We start from the raw sequence: 14835 nt of genomic DNA, 5'->3' as shown, positions 1-14835 counted from the left end.
AATGGCGCACGGAGGCGACGGGCATGGGCATGGTCACGACCACGACCACGACCACGACCACGACCATGGGCATGGGCATGGGCATGGGCATGGGCATGGGCATGGGCACGGGCACGGCGAGCACGAGCACACGCATCGGGAACCGCGCGCCGAGCTTGCGCGGGGCGTAGGGGTCGGAAAGACCCTCTTTCTCGACGCGCCGAGTGGGCTCGCGGGCGACATGATCATCGCGGCGCTGGTGGACCTCGGGGTGCCGGAGGCTGTCGTGCTCGATGCGACGCAAGCCTTGGGGCTTGAGGGTTTTCACGTTCACTTCGGTACGCGCGTCCGTAGTGGCATCGTCGCCACGAGCTTCGACGTCCACGTCGACGCGGCGCAGCCCGAGCGCACCTACCGAGAGGTTCGAGCCTTGGTCGAGCGCGCAGCGCTCGAGGCCGACGTGAAGGGTCGCGCCCTCGCGATCTTCGAGCGACTCGCTCACGCGGAGGCGAAGGTTCACCGGAGCGCGCTCGATGACGTGCACTTTCACGAGGTCGGCGCAGTCGACGCGCTCGTCGACGTGGTGGGCGCCTCGGCGGCCCTCGACTACCTCGGGGCTCACGTCCTCGTTTCGCCGTTGCCGATGGGGCGTGGCTTCGTTCGCGCTCGGCACGGCATTCTTCCGCTGCCACCACCGGCGACCGTCGAGTGCTTGCGTGGTCTGCCCACCTACGACGGCGGTGCGGACTTCGAGTTCGTGACGCCAACGGGGGCGGCCATCGTCGCTGCGACGGCGCGCGGCTCGTCCCGCTGGCCCACGATGACGCCCGAGAACATCGGCTGGGGCGCCGGCACGAAGGATCTGGCTGATCGGCCGAACGTGCTCCGCGTGGTCCTCGGCGCGCCCGAAGCGTCAACCGACGAGCACGTCGTCCTTGAGACGAACATCGACGACGCGACGGGCGAGCTCCTGGGGGCCGCCCTCGAGTCGCTGCTCGAGCACGGGGCCCTCGACGCGTGGGCCGTGCCCATCGCCATGAAGAAGAGCCGGCCCGCGTATACGATCTGCGCGCTCGCGTCGCGTGCCCGAGCGGGCGACGTCGCGGCGACCCTGATGCGCGAGACGACGACTCTCGGTGTGCGCAGCTACTCCGTCGCAAGGCTCGAGCGACCGCGACGAATGATCGAGGTCGACACGCGCTTCGGTCGAGTCGCGGTCAAGATCGCCGAAGGCCCGTTTGGTCCGCCTCAGCTGAAGCCCGAACTCGAAGCGTGCCGGGCCGCGGCAAAGGCGCACGGCGTCCCTCTCCGCGAGGTCCTCGGCGAGGCCACCATGGCAGCCTGGCAAGCGGTACGGCGCTAGCCGCAGAACGGCAAACCGCCGGGGTGAACACGGCGTGCGTTGGTTTGACCTCGCGATGCGCCTCCCATGGGCGAGCCCTTGCCGCGATCGAGCCGGCGATTTTCGCGGAGTCGGGGGCACCAGTTTCCGCACAATTCCCCCTTGTTCTTCGTTATGCTCCGCCCGCGCGTGGCTCGGCGGGCGCCGATCACCCCACGCGCCCGAAAGGTTCGCGATGAGCGCTTGCCCGAAGTGCGGCTCACCCGTCCTCCCCACCGACAAATTTTGTAACTCCTGTGGGTTCGCGCTTGGTGCACCAGCTCCCGCCGGTCCGCCGCCAGGCGCGCCACAAGGGCCGCCGCCGGGTGCTCCGTTTGGAGCGCCGCCGCCGGCGTTCGGGGCTCCGCCGCCAGCCTTCGGTGCACCGCCGGGGGCGCCTCCTCAAGGCTTCGCTCCGCAAGGGTCGCCGCAAACGACGCCAGCCCCCGCGTTCGGGCCGCCCGGCGGAGGACCAGGCGGACCAGCCGGCGGGGGGCCCGGATACGGTCCGACCCCGCAGCCGTTCGGCGCCCCTCCGCCGCAGCAGGCGTCGCCCTACGGCGCTCAACCCCCGTACGGCGCGCCCGCGCCTTTCGGGGCGCCGCCGGCTCAGCCGCAAGGGCCTTATGGCCCGCCGCCCGCTCAGGGGTACGGGGCGCCCGAAGCGCCGCCGGCTCAGGGCTACGGCGCCGACGCGTACGCGCCGCCGCCTTTTGGTGCACCCCCGCAAGCGTCGCCTTACGGTGCGCCGGGCTACGCTCCGCAAGGTGCGCCGCCACCGTTCGGTGCGCCCGGCGGACCGCAGGGCGGCCCTCCGCAGCAATCGCCGCAACCGAGCCCTGGCTTCGGTGGCTTTGGTGCCCCGCCCGGCGCCGCCCCCGGCGGCCCACAAGGCGCGCAGCAAGGGTATGCTCCGCAGGGCCAGCCGCCGCCGTTCGGCGTCGCACCGGGCGCCTCGGCGGCGCCACCTTCACCCTACGCGCAACAACCGAGTCCCGGCTCCGCGCCAACGCAAGCCGACGCGGCCCCGGCGCCGGGAAACCGCACGCTCCGCGGCTTCCTCGTCGCCTACCAGGCCAACGCGCAGGGTGAGTTCTGGCCCCTCGCCGGCGGTCGCGTCACCCTAGGGCGCGCCAACAGCGGTGAAACCCTCGACATCCAGCTGCCGGACCCGACCATCTCGTCGAAACACGCGGCGTTGCTCGTCGACAACGTCTCGGGGGCCGTTCACGTCGAAGACACGGGCTCCACCAACGGCACCTACGTCAACGATGAGCACCTTGGCTTCAACGGGCGCCGCGAATTGAAGGACGGCGATCGCGTGCGCTTCGGGGGCTTCACCACGATCGTGAAGATCGTGGGGCGTGTGTAATATGCAAGTGTCGAGAGCCTTCGCGTTTCTCCTGGGCGCGGTCGTCTTCGTGGTGTCGTCGCTCGGTTACGCCGCGCCGGAGACCCACATTCTTCGCATCGACCCGCGAGCCGCCGTGGTGAGCGGCGCCCCGCTGCTCACCAGCATCGTGGAAGTGGTGCAGTTCAACGCCGTCTCGAAGGTCATGACGCCGTGTGCGAACGTCGGCGGCGGCAACGCCACCATCGATTGCATTTCGTCGGAACTCGAGAAGCCCAACGCCGTGTGGAGTCCGATGCCTTTCCCGCAGGCGAACGCTCGCCTGCTCGTCAAGGTGGAAGGCGCCGACACGCTGGCTACGCTTGAAGGCACCGTCGAGCGTTGGGGCGACGCCGTCAAGCGGCGCGAGAAGGGCTTCGGCACCGCGTGGCTCGTCGTCGTCGACGCCGCCGCCAGCATGGGCAGCCGCTACGCGGAAGGTCGCGCCATCGCTCGCCAGTTCATCGAGGCGATGCAGCCGGCGGACCACATGCGCCTCATGATCTTCGATGATCGACTGGTGCTCCACGACTCCAACTGGAAGACGTTTCCTCAGCGCAACGACCTGGTGAACGTGCTCAACGCGCAGCCGGCGCCGGCGCCCTCGCGAGGCCGCGATCGGCCGCTCTTTGACCTGCTCAAGAAGATGACCGCCGACGCCTTTGGGAGCATCGGCAACACGCAGGGGCCGCAAGAGATCCCGCTCCATCAAGCGATGGTCGTACTTTCCAACGGTGCCAGTCGCAACGACGCCGCCGGCGTCTCCGCGACGGCGGCGCTGTTCCGCCAGTTTGCCACCAAGGGCCGCTTCCCCGACGACAACCAATCGGTCCCCAAGACGCCGCTGCCGATCATCAGCGTGTGGATGCCCAACGCCGGCGGCCTCGTGAACGACGTCTTCCGCAACAACGACCAGCAGTTCATGCAGGAACTGGCGAATCCGGAGATCGGCGGCTTCTTCAACATCGTCCGGGAAGGCCAAGGCGAGGCGAAGGGTCGCAAGATCATCGAGCTCGTCCGCGCGCGCTTCAACGCGATGTACGTCGCGAAGTGGCGCCTCTCCTGCCTCAACCCGACGGTCTCCCAGTCGTTCCAGCTAGAGTTCGCGAACGTCCAGCCTCCCATCAAGGGCGACGCGACCTTCCAGAACGTGCCCATCGGCGTTGATCCGTCCCAGTGGCCGCTCGACGTCGACATCGCGCGGACGCGCGCCGAGGCGGAAGCCAATCCGCTCTATCCCGGCGGCACCATGAAAATCTACGGGACGTTCTGCTGGGGCGGCGACTCGAAGCGGGCCGAAGCCTACTTCGTGCCCGCCGGCACGCAGCCCGACCCAAATTTCTCCAGCTCCGATCTCGCGGCCATACGCCGCGTGCAACAGAACCTCATCGCTCAGAACATGCGCGGCGGGGCGAAGGAAGTGAACGACTCCTTCGCCGTCTTCGAGGTCCCCGACGAAGAGAAGCTCCTCGAGGGGGCTGGCGAAGCGACGGTCGCGCGGATTCTCATTTACGACAACGGCGCGCGCCGAGCGAGCGGCCGAGACGCTCAGACGATCCTCACCCTGAAGGCGAAGAAGAAGCCGTTCAACCTGCTGCTGATCCTCGGCATCGCGGGGGCCGTCATCGTCATCCTCCTCCTCTTCCTCGTGCTCCTGCGCGGCGGTGGCGGCGGAAAGGGCAAGCGTTCCAAAGGTGGCGGCGGTGGCGGGCAACCGCTCGCGCCGGTCGTCGCGGGCGCACCGCCGCCCTATGGAAGTCCGCCGGCCGGCGGCGGCTACGGCGGCCCGCCCGCGGGCGGTGGGTACGGTGCGCCGCCAGGAGGCGGCGGACCGCCCGGGGGCTACGGAGGCGGCGGTGGTGGCTATGGCGCCGCGCCTGTCGAGGCGGCCCGACCGGCCGCTCCGCCAGCCGTCATTCAGGTGCGCTGCGACAAGTGCAGCGCCATGACGATGGCCACGACGGGCCAGCCGTCGGTTTGTTTCTCATGCGGTCAGCCCCTCTTCGCCCCCGGGGAAGGAGGTGGGGGCGCAAGCGCCCCCATGTTTCCACTGACAGGAGGCATGCCTGCGCAGCCGGTACCGCCGCCGAACCCCTACGCCGGCAGCGGCGGCTTCATCGGAGCATCGCAGGCGATCTTGAGCGGCGGCGTTGGCGACTTCACGATCCCCAATGGGCAAGAGGTCAAGGTGGGCCGCGATCCAGCGATGTGCCCCGTCATGTTGCCCGAGCCGCGCATTAGCGGTGTGCACGCCACGCTGAAGTTCGAAGGGGCTCAGCTCTGGGTCCGTGACGAGACGAGCAACAACGGCACCTACGTCGCGGGCTCTCGCATTCTGCCCGGCGTCTGGACTCCGGTCCCAGTCGGTGGACCGCTCCGCTTCGGGCCCGTTGAGTTCTCGGTACGCGTCGCCTGATTGACCTGTGGCGGCCATGGCGACCCTCGTTCAGGCTTCCTCGCTGCGCCCCCGCGTCGACGTCGCGTCGCGGACCGACGCCGGGCGAGACCCCGACAAGCAGGTCAACGAGGACGCCTTCGCGTACCGACCGACCCCGTTCGGCCACTTGCTTGTCGTCTGCGACGGGATGGGCGGGCACAACTCCGGCGAAGAGGCCTCGAACCTCGCGCTAAGAACTGTTGTGGAGACGCTCGAAGGCATGGCCCTCGACGCTCCGGTGCGCGCAGCCCTTGATCAAGCGGTGCGCACGGCGAACGACCGCGTCTATGGCCTCGCGCCGCCCGACGCCGCGGGCCGACCAGGGTCAACCATCGTCGCCGCCCTCCTTCAATCGTCGGGCATCGTCGTGGCTCACGTCGGCGACAGTCGCGCCTACCTCTTGCGCCAGGGGCACGCGTTAGCGCTCACACGCGATCACTCCGTCGTCCAACAAATGGTCGACGCGGGCATGTTGACTCCGGAGCAAGCCGTCGGTCATCCCGACGCGAACCGAATCCTCCGCGCGCTGGGTGTTGCGGCCGCTGTCGACGTCGAGGTGCGCATCGACGCGGTGCCCTTTGCGCAAGGCGACACCATCGTCTTGTGCACCGACGGGTTGACGGATCTCGTCACGGGTCCCGAGATTGCGCGAGCCGTTCTCGAAGCGGGCTCGCCGGCGGCCGGTGCGTCACGACTCGTCGACATGGCAAACGAGCGCGGTGGTCACGACAACATCACGGTGCTGGCGGCGCGCTTCCTCGACGATGTCACGTCGCAACCGCAGCCGACGGTCGTGGCGACCGCGCCCCACGCGCAGCCAGCCGGGCCGCCGCCGTACGCGTATGCGCCGGCTCCGTATCAAGCGCCGCCCGGGTACGCGGCGCCCGCGCCTCCCATGATGGCGCCGCCGATGGGCCAGGTGCCGCCGCCGCCCCAATCGGGCGGGACGCTGCCACCGCTCCCTCCGCCGTATCCGGGTCCTGGCGCTCCTGCCGCTCCAGGCCCTCGGACGACGCTCGATGGAAGCTCGAGTCGGAGCGGCGGCGAGCGCGTCATCCTCATCGTCGGCCTCGTCTTGGCGTTTCTCTTGCTCGCGGTCCTCGCCGCATTCATCGGCATCCTCACGGCGAAGTCGCGCGGCCAGACTCCCGCCTTCGCCATCGACGCGGGAGCCGCTCCCGCGTCGAGCTCTCCCTAACCTCGCCCCTCGACCCCGAAAGCCCCCCTCGTGATCCCCGGACTCGGCAAGGAGACCCTCACCCTCGGCAGCGCACCCGACTGCGACGTTCAGCTGCACGGCCCCGGTGTCGCACCGCTCCACGCTCGCCTCGTCAAACAGGCGGGTCAGCTCACGTTCGTAGACGCCGGTGTGGGGCCCTCGACGGCCAACGGCGCTCCCGTATCGCCGGGCCAGCCGGTGCCCTACGACTTTCGGACGCAGTTCGCGCTCGCGGGCGTGCCCGTGCCCATGGGGCATCGGGCCATCGTCCTCGCGATTCTATCCATGGGCTCGGCGCCGTCACCGCGCGGACAGCTCATCGTCGGCCGCGACGCGCAGCGCGCCTCCCTCGTCGTGGGCCACTCGGCCGTGAGCAGCCATCACGCGACGGTGATGCTCGACCGCATGTCCGTCGTCGACCATGGCTCAACGAGCGGCACCTACGTGGGCCCGCAGCCGATCCCGCAGAACACGCCGGTGCCCTTCGATCCGAACGGCGTCATCGCGTTCGGCCCGGTGCCCGTCCCCGTCGCGCTCTTGGTGCAGCTTGCGCAGGCCATGGCCCAGGGCGCGTCGGCGCCCATCGCGATGCCCGGCGCCGCCGGCGGCGCTCCCCGCGGGCCCGCAGGCTCGGCGCCCGATCAGGCGCCGCCCCAGCCGCAGAAGAAGCACCGCACCATCATCGGCGAGCTGTCGATGGAGGGCGCTCTCGCAAAACGTCGTGACCATCGGCCGCACCGACGAAAACAAGATCGTCGTCCCCGCACCCGCAGGTCTCATCTCGCCACGCGCAGATCGTCAAGCAGGGCAACGACCTTTTCATCGAAGATCTTCGCTCCGCCAACGGCACCTTCGTTCGCGGCGCGCGCATCCCGCCGAACCAGCGGGTGCCCGTCTCGCATGGTGAGAAGGTCTACATCGGCCCGATGCCCCTCTTGATCCACATCGCGGGTCAACAGGTCAACGTCGTCGTCGAAGACCAGCAAGCGCAGTGGGCCGGCAAGCCGCTCTACGAGATCGAGGCGTGGGACCTCTTCCTCGAGGTGCCCGACCGCGACAACAAGGGCGCCATGAAGACGCTCCTCGACCACGTGTCGTTCAAGGCGTTGCCGGGCGACATGATCGCGCTCATGGGGCCGTCGGGCGCCGGCAAGACGACGCTCCTCATGACGCTGAACGGCTACATGCCGCCGACGTCGGGGCAGGTCCGCATCAACGGCGAAGACCTCTACTCGATCTACGACGCGCTGCGCGGGTCCATCGGCTACGTCCCGCAAGACGACATCGTCCATCCCGAGCTCACGGTCTTTGAGGCTGTGAAGTACTCGGCGAAGTTTCGCCTGCCGCCCGACTACTCGGACGCCGAGATCGATCGGCTCGTGGAGGAGACGCTCCGGTCGCTGGGCCTCGAGGCCGTACAGAACCTCCAGATCGGCAAGCCCGAGAAGAAGGTCCTCTCGGGCGGTCAGCGAAAGCGCGTCAACATCGCCCTCGAGCTCGTCACCGATCCGGTCATTCTCTTCCTTGACGAGCCAACAAGCGGCCTCGCCGCCGACGACACGGCGGCGCTCATCACGCTCCTCCACGACCTCACCAAGAAGACCGGCAAGACGATCGTCATGACGATCCACCAGCCGGCGAAGGACGAGTTCGAGAAGTTCAACCTGGCCTTCATCATGGGCTACGGCGGCATCCCGACGTATTTCGGTCCCACGGGAAACGCCGCGTATCGCTTCTTCGGCACCATCGACGGCCAACGGCACATCGACAACCCGCGCGACATGTTCGACATGCTCAACGTGCGTGAGCGGCGCGTGCATGAGGAGATGAAGCGGAGCGACCCAAACGTTGCGCGGGGCCGCGCCCGCATGGACGCGGCACGAGCGTGGCGCGCCGAGTTCTTTCAGAATCAGAACCCCGTCTTTCAGACGATGTTTTCGGGGCCGCGGGCCGTCGGCACCGAGGCCCCCCGCCGCGGCGTGCCGCATCGACCCGACGTCGCGCTCGTACGGCAGATGTTTCTGCTCATGTCGCGCTACTGGAAGGTGAAGATCCGCGACACCGTCGGCGCCGTCATCATGTTCCTCCAGGCGCCCATCATAGGGCTCATGCTCGCGTTCGTTTTTGGCGGGCAAAAGCAGGCGATCCCGTTCTGGTGCCTCGGCGCCATGCAGGATCTCGCGAGTCGCACGGCCGAGGTCGGCAACTCCGTCGACTTCTTGAAGCAGATGAAGCCGACGCCCGACCACGCGCCGGCGATGTTCTTCGTCGTCGTGAGCTGCGTCTGGTTCGGGACGAGCAACGCCGCGCGCGAGATCGTTACCGAGCGGGCCATCTACGTGCGCGAGCGCATGGTCAACCTGTCGCTCTTCAACTACGTCATCTCGAAGTACATCGTGCTCTCGCTGGTGTGCGTCATCCAGTGCACGATGCTCCTCGCCATCGTCTTTTTTACCCTCGGCTTCAACGGCGGCATCAGCGCGTTTCTCATCGAGCTCGTGATGATGATCGCCGTCTCGATGAACGCGACGGCGCTGGGACTCCTCTTGTCGAGCATCGTGGCGTCGGCGGAAGCGGCCATGGCGCTCACGCCCATCGCGCTGATTCCGCAGGTCGTTCTCGGCGGCCTGATGGTGCCCATGACCACCAATCCGCTCCTCAAGCCCCTCATGATGCTCATGCCGGCGCGCTGGGGCTTTCAGGGAGCCATCGGCGAGGAGCGGGCCGCCATCGCCAACAATCCCGCGTGGGTCATCAACTTGGGCAAAGCCGGCCTCACGAGCGCGCCCGACTACGTCCATGACGGGCGCTTCTTCTGCGCGACGGCGCAGATCGGGAGTGAGACATTGGCGGGTGGTTGGGGCTTCGTCGATTGGCAACTGACGTGGCTGCCGCTGGCGGTCCTCTACGGACTGACGACGTTCATGTTGATGCTGCTCTTCGTCTTCCTCAAGCGCCGAGATCCGGTGTGAACGAGGAGCCCGCGACGCCGCCGCCGCAACGAGACGCGCCCGCCGCCGACGGGCCCGCGCCGGTGCGCGCCGAGCGACCCGCCTTCGCGCGAGCGTATCCATCGACGCCGGCGGTTGATGCGCTGCTCGCCCTCTTCGAGCGCGGCGACTACGCGTCGCTGCGGAAGGGCGCGAGGACCCTCATGGAAACGGGGGAGCCGGACGAGCGCCGTGCGGCCGCTCTCTTGCTCAAGCGGACGGAAGCCGATCCCTTTGCCAAGCTCGTGTTGCTCCTCACGCTCGCGCTGCTCGCCTGGGTGACCTTTCACTGGGAGACGCACGATGGAAAGCGCAACCTCGTACCGGACCAGCCGGCCCACGGGGCCCCAAGCCCTTGAGGTTTCGGGAGGTTCCGCGGGAGTCTCCGTCGCGGCACGACACCGTCTCCGAGCGGCTAAAATCCCAATCCTTGCTAGGTAACCGGCCACCCATGACCCTGTCTCTCCGGTTCTCGGTCCTTTCGGCGAGCGGACTTGTGGCGGCGGGCCTCGCCCTCGGCGCCGGCTGCGGCACGGACGAAGGAGGCGGGGACACGAGCCCCTTCGCCAAGAATGCGCGCGGCGAACCTTGCCAGGGCCTCGCCTGCGAGGTCGCCGACTGCGGCAGCGGCACGACGTCGCTGAGCGGCACCGTCTTCGCCCCGAACGGCACGCTGCCTCTCTACAACGCCATCGTCTACGTGCCCAACAAGCCCCTCGACGCCGTGCCCGAGGGAGCGTCCTGCGACCGATGCGGCTTCGTGTCGGGCGAGCCCATCACCACCGCGCTAACCGACACGCACGGTCGGTTTCTCCTGAAGGGCGTACCCGTCGGCAAAGATGTTCCGCTCGTTGTCCAAGTCGGCAAATGGCGCCGCGAGCTCGTCGTGCCGGAGGTGAAGCGTTGCGCCGACACGCCGGTGCCCGTCACGGCCACGCGCCTCCCGAAGAACTCGACGGAAGGCCACATCCCGAAGATCGCCGTGACGACCGGCTGGTGCGATCAGCTCGCGTGCCTCTTGCCGAAGCTCGGCCTCGATGCCAGCGAATACTCGCTGGATCACTCGAAGGGACGCCTCCACCTGTTTCGCGGGAGCGAATCGAAGCCGCAGGGCGGGGCCGCGCCGCTTCCCGCTCCTGCGCCGGGAGGCACCGCGGACGCGCAGCCGTTTTGGAGCGATCCGAACCAGCTCAAGTCCTACGACATGCTGATGCTGTCTTGCGAGTGCGGCGAACACCTGGAGACGAAGCCGCAGCAGGCCCTTGACGCGCTCTACGGCTACGCGTCGATCGGCGGCCGAGTCTTCGCGTCGCACTTTCACTACGTCTGGTTCCAGAACGGGCCGCCGGAGATGCGCGGCACGGCGCAGTGGTTCGGGTCACCGCAGAACCCCCAAACCGACAAGATCGAGAAGCCCTTCTTTGTCGACACGTCGTTCCCGAAGGGCGCGGCGCTCTCCGACTGGCTCACCGTCGTCGGTGCTTCCACGACCAAAGGGCAGATGCCCATCAACGAGGTTCGAGAGAACGTGGGGCCCGTGGTGTCGAGCTCCGCGCAACGTTGGGTGTACGGCAAAAAGACGATCATCCCCTTCATCTCGTCGATGGAGACGACCAAGTACCTCACGGTCAATGCTCCCGTCGGGAAGCCCGTGGAGCAGCAGTGCGGCAAGGCCACCTTCGCTGACATGCATCTCTACGCCGGCGATGTGCAGGCCGCGCCCGGTCTTCCCAATGATGCCTTCCCGGCGTCGTGCAGTGCCTCGCTCACGGCGGAGGAGAAGGCGCTCGCCTTCTTGTTCTTCGACCTCTCGTCATGCGTGCAGAAGGAAGACGACGAGCCCAAGGCGCCGGCGCCCAAGTGAACTCGCGGGGGGCCTTCCGCCGGCCTCGCGGGGGCCTCGTGCTGGCGCTCGTGTTCGCGGCGGCTGCGTGCGTCAGCGAGCCCTCGGCTGTCGATTCCGCGCCGAGCGGCGCACCTTGCGCCTCTCAAGATTGCGTGCCCGCTTGCGTCGGTGGCGAGTGCAGACCGCTCGGCTGGACCTCGTGTCCCTCGGGCTTCTCGTCCCGCCCCGAGGGAGCTGGCTGCGTGCCGGTCTTGCCGGCCGAGGCGTGCACCGGCGCGAGTCGCGCGCTTCTGGGGAGGCCCGCGTGTGTCCCCATCGAGACGACTTGCGCAAAGGGTTTCGAGCCGCGCGCCGACGGCGTGGGGTGCATCGCGACGCTCCCCGCGACGGCGTGCCTCGGGGCTACGCGCGCGCGCCTAGGCGACGCCTCTTGCGCGCCCGTTGGCACGTGCAGCGCCGCGCCCCCCGCCGACGCCGACACGTTCGTTGACCCATCGTTCGCGACGGTCGACGCGAATCACTTCCGCACCATCACCGATGCGCTCGCCAGTGCGAGCGCGAAGGTCATTGCCATCGCCAAGGGGAACTACGCCGAACGACTGACGATTACCCGGCCCGGCACGCGCCTCGTGGGGCGCTGCGCCGCCGACGTGGTCATCGACGGGAGCACCACACCGAAGCCTGAGAACGGCATCAACGTGGAAGGTGTCTCCGGCGTTCGTGTCGAGGGCGTGACCTTGCGGTCGAACAAGTATGGGCTGGCGATTCAAGGTGGCGCCACCGTCGAAGTCGCCGATGTCATCGTCGAAAAGAACGTCCTCGGAGGGCTCCTTGTCTCGGGGCCCGCGACGAGCGTCCGGGTCTCCGGCTCGCTTGTTCGCGAGGGCTACGCAGGCAACGTGTCGCTAGGCACGAGTGGCATCGGCGCCGAAGTGAACGGCAAAGCCACGTTGACGCTCGAAGACACGACGGTCGCGCTCGCGAGCGGCTATGGCCTCTCGGCAGCCACCGGTGGCACGCTCGACATCACGCGGACGGTCATCCTTGAAACCGAAGCCGATGCCATCGGCGCCTTTGGCATCGCGATCATCCAGCGCGACGCGACGCTTCGCGCCCGAACGACAGTGGTGAGCGGCGCCGGCGAGCTCGGCATCGGCTGTTTTGGCGGAAGCTGCTCCGTCGAGGATGCCGTCGTCGAGCGCGTGACCGGCTCACCGAAACGAGCCTTTGGCCGCGGCGTGCAGGTCATCAAAGGAACGACGAACGTCAGCCGAACGACCATCGCGGCCTGCGCGCAGGCCGGACTATGGGCGGAGACGCAAGCCAAGGTCTCGCTCACCGGCTCGACGGTCCGCCAAATCGGTGGAGGGCTCGCGTCCGGCGAGCAGGCGGCACTGGCGGCGCTCGATCGCACGAGCCTCACGGTGAACGACTCGACCGTTTACGCCGCGTCGGGCGTTGGCCTTCGGGCGCAGGACGCCGGCACCATCGTCAACACCGACGGCCTGTCGATCGTGGACCTGCGGCCGCGCGCGAACGCGGAGGGACGGGGCGTTGACGCTTGGCACGGGGCGCATGTGTCCTTCAAGAACGGGAGCATCGAGCGCGTGACCGAGGCGGCGGTCCTGGCGACGGAAGCCGGCACCGAGGTGAGCCTCGAGGGCGTCTCCATCGACGGAACGCTGGCCAACCGAAACAAGACCTACGGCTTCGGCATCATGGCCATCTTGGGCTCGACGCTTCGCGCTGAGCGTGTCGCGACGCGGCGAAGCCTGACCTTCGGCGTCGGCGCCTCGGGAGCGGGAACGACGGCCACGTTCTCCAACGTCTACGTCAGCGAGACCGGTGAGGAGCCGACGTCGGGGCGTTTTGGGAGAGGCTTGCAAGTGCAAGAGGGGGCTTCGGTCGTCGCCAAGGGCATCACGCTTGAGGCCAACCGCGAAGCGGGAGCCTCCGTCGCCCAGGCCGGCAGCAAGCTGGACCTGTCGGAAGCGAGCATCGTCGGGACACGACCGGCGAAGGAAAACGGCGCCGGCCGCGGCATCGGCATCCAGAACGGGGCGGTGGCGTCGGTGCGCGATACGGTCATTGACGGTGCTGTCCAGGTCGGTGTGTTCTTGGGCGGCGACACGGAGGGACACCTCGACCACGTGCGCGTCTCGCGGACCGTCCCCGACGGTGCGGGCGAGTTCGGCGACGGCATCGTGTCGTATGCGCACGCCCGGGTTCGTGTTGTCGGCGCGCACCTGCTCGAGAACCGTCGTGCTGCGTTGTCGTTCGGCGGTGCGGGCGTCACCGTCGACCGGTCGCGCGTCGAAGGCAACGCCATCGGGATTGTCACGGGAAGTGCAAGCACTCTCGAGCAGCTCGCGACGCTACCGGCGGTCCCCGAGTTTGGCCGCGTGCTTGTGTCTTTCGACACGGTGTTTCGCGACAATCAGACGCGCGTTGGCGGTGCATCGGTGGCTCCGCCACCGCTCGACGAGGTCCTGCAGGTAGAGCGCTGAACGGGCGGCTTTTTCCGTCGTGAACGGCCCTGCCGCGTTCCCCGCGCGAGACACGCCGGATCGCGCCTGGCGGTCTCCCGTCGCGCGTCACACGGGCGCGACACGTGGCCTTCGGTGATCCGTCCGTGATTTCCGGCGAATTGCCCGCTGGACAGCCTGCTGTCGTCGCGACGACCCACCACGCTGGCCGAGCGCGCAGGGGCACGCGCCGTGCTTCAGCGACAGGCATGACGCGCACCTTCAGCACGCTCCGAGTCGAACGCGAGGCACCTCGGGACACGCATCGCGACACCATCCCCGACTCGGCGCCAGCGTTCGGCGCTGCGCGCGCCGAACGCGAGACCGTCGAGCTCGGCGCCCTCCTCCCGAGCGACGAGCGATTCCGCGTCCTTCACGACCTCATGAGCGTGTTTCGGACCACCACCACCGAGGGCTTCGAGGCGCGCGCCTACGAGGTCTTCGACGGGTCCTCCGACGACGGCCTCATGGGCGTTGTCCTCGCGCTCTCGTCCGGCGATGAAGTCTTGGGCGTGTGGGCGCTCGGGGCCCCCGTCGAGGCCGTGCTCGGCATCGAGTGCATGGGCAAGGGTCGGCTCGACATCGTCGTCGTTCCCGCGTTTTCGGAGGACGACGAACCGCTCGCGAACCGCATCACGGTCGGCTACGCAGCGACGTCGGGCGGTGGTCTCGTCAAAGACGCCGCACTGCGCGTGCGCTACGGGCGGACGTCGCGCCTCGTTCCCAAGAGCAAGAAGCCCGCGGAGCTCTTCCTTCACCGCATCCGTGGTGCCCACACCATCGAACTCGAGCGCGAAGACGTGGTCCATGCGCGCGTCTTCGAGTGCGTCGTGCCGGAGCGAGATGGACTCGCGCTCTTGGTTCAGTTCTCCGATGCCGAGGGCTCTGTGCGCACCTTTGACGTTGGCGTGGCCGTGGGCGCCGTGGCTCGCGTCGCGTCGACGAACGACCAAGAGGTCATCGTCCAGGGGTGGGCCCCGCGCGGGGGCACCGTCAGCGCCGTCGTGCGCGGGCTGGGCAAGGAGAACGTCCCTCGCCGCATTCTCGTCTCTCGCGGCGGTGCGTGAC

At 68.5% G+C, this 14835-nt stretch carries 8 protein-coding genes and 2 pseudogenes; all 10 read left to right on the top strand.

The genetic code is table 11. From position 1 onward, the window contains the following. The first annotated feature begins 1 nt into the window (after position 1). The 10 genes and pseudogenes from larC (at position 2) to IPG50_39395 (ending at position 14834) form a co-directional block, all read left to right on the top strand. The gene (larC, locus tag IPG50_39440; protein MBK6698215.1) at positions 2 to 1342 is read left to right on the top strand and encodes a nickel pincer cofactor biosynthesis protein LarC; all 1341 of its coding nucleotides are present in this window, start codon (positions 2 to 4) and stop codon (positions 1340 to 1342) included. Between the two features lie 214 nt (positions 1343 to 1556). Next, a complete protein-coding gene (locus IPG50_39435) occupies positions 1557 to 2732 on the top strand; it encodes an FHA domain-containing protein (GenBank protein ID MBK6698214.1) in 1176 nt (391 codons plus the stop codon). A gap of 1963 nt (positions 2733 to 4695) precedes the next feature. Further along, positions 4696 to 5166 carry an FHA domain-containing protein gene (locus tag IPG50_39430; protein MBK6698213.1) on the top strand — a complete coding sequence of 157 codons (471 nt, stop codon included), beginning with the start codon at positions 4696 to 4698 and terminating at the stop codon, positions 5164 to 5166. Positions 5167 to 5182: 16 nt separating this feature from the next. Next, positions 5183 to 6385 carry a serine/threonine-protein phosphatase gene (locus tag IPG50_39425; GenBank protein ID MBK6698212.1) on the top strand — a complete coding sequence of 401 codons (1203 nt, stop codon included), beginning with the start codon at positions 5183 to 5185 and terminating at the stop codon, positions 6383 to 6385. 30 nt (positions 6386 to 6415) lie between these two features. After that, positions 6416 to 7057, top strand: a pseudogene (locus IPG50_39420) (FHA domain-containing protein). After that, positions 6954 to 9378 (top strand): annotated as a pseudogene (locus tag IPG50_39415) (ATP-binding cassette domain-containing protein). The pseudogenes IPG50_39420 and IPG50_39415 overlap by 104 nt, the downstream one beginning before the upstream one ends. Beyond that, complete coding sequence (locus tag IPG50_39410) at positions 9375 to 9755, top strand: hypothetical protein (GenBank protein ID MBK6698211.1); 381 nt, start codon at positions 9375 to 9377, stop codon at positions 9753 to 9755. The pseudogene IPG50_39415 and the gene IPG50_39410 overlap by 4 nt, the downstream one beginning before the upstream one ends. 92 nt (positions 9756 to 9847) lie before the next feature. Then, entirely contained in the window at positions 9848 to 11260 is a 1413-nt protein-coding gene (locus IPG50_39405) for a carboxypeptidase regulatory-like domain-containing protein (protein ID MBK6698210.1), read from the top strand. A gap of 134 nt (positions 11261 to 11394) precedes the next feature. Further along, complete coding sequence (locus IPG50_39400) at positions 11395 to 13749, top strand: hypothetical protein (protein ID MBK6698209.1); 2355 nt, start codon at positions 11395 to 11397, stop codon at positions 13747 to 13749. A gap of 227 nt (positions 13750 to 13976) precedes the next feature. Then, the gene (locus IPG50_39395) at positions 13977 to 14834 is read left to right on the top strand and encodes a hypothetical protein (protein MBK6698208.1); all 858 of its coding nucleotides are present in this window, start codon (positions 13977 to 13979) and stop codon (positions 14832 to 14834) included. The last annotated feature ends 1 nt before the right edge of the window (position 14835 follow it).

The organism is Myxococcales bacterium (genome assembly GCA_016703425.1).
Taxonomy (GTDB): domain Bacteria; phylum Myxococcota_A; class Polyangia; order Polyangiales; family Polyangiaceae; genus JADJCA01.
Note: the sequence above shows the minus strand (reverse complement) of the source record. Positions and strands in the feature narration are given on the sequence as shown.

Excerpts from the sequence above, each read along its gene's own strand:
- larC (MBK6698215.1), top strand. The coding sequence starts at position 2 with ATGGCGCACGGAGGCGACGGGCATGGGCATGGTCACGACCACGACCAC.
- IPG50_39435 (MBK6698214.1), top strand. The coding sequence starts at position 1,557 with ATGAGCGCTTGCCCGAAGTGCGGCTCACCCGTCCTCCCCACCGACAAA.
- IPG50_39430 (MBK6698213.1), top strand. The coding sequence starts at position 4,696 with ATGACGATGGCCACGACGGGCCAGCCGTCGGTTTGTTTCTCATGCGGT.
- IPG50_39425 (MBK6698212.1), top strand. The coding sequence starts at position 5,183 with ATGGCGACCCTCGTTCAGGCTTCCTCGCTGCGCCCCCGCGTCGACGTC.
- IPG50_39405 (MBK6698210.1), top strand. The coding sequence starts at position 9,848 with ATGACCCTGTCTCTCCGGTTCTCGGTCCTTTCGGCGAGCGGACTTGTG.
- IPG50_39395 (MBK6698208.1), top strand. The coding sequence starts at position 13,977 with ATGACGCGCACCTTCAGCACGCTCCGAGTCGAACGCGAGGCACCTCGG.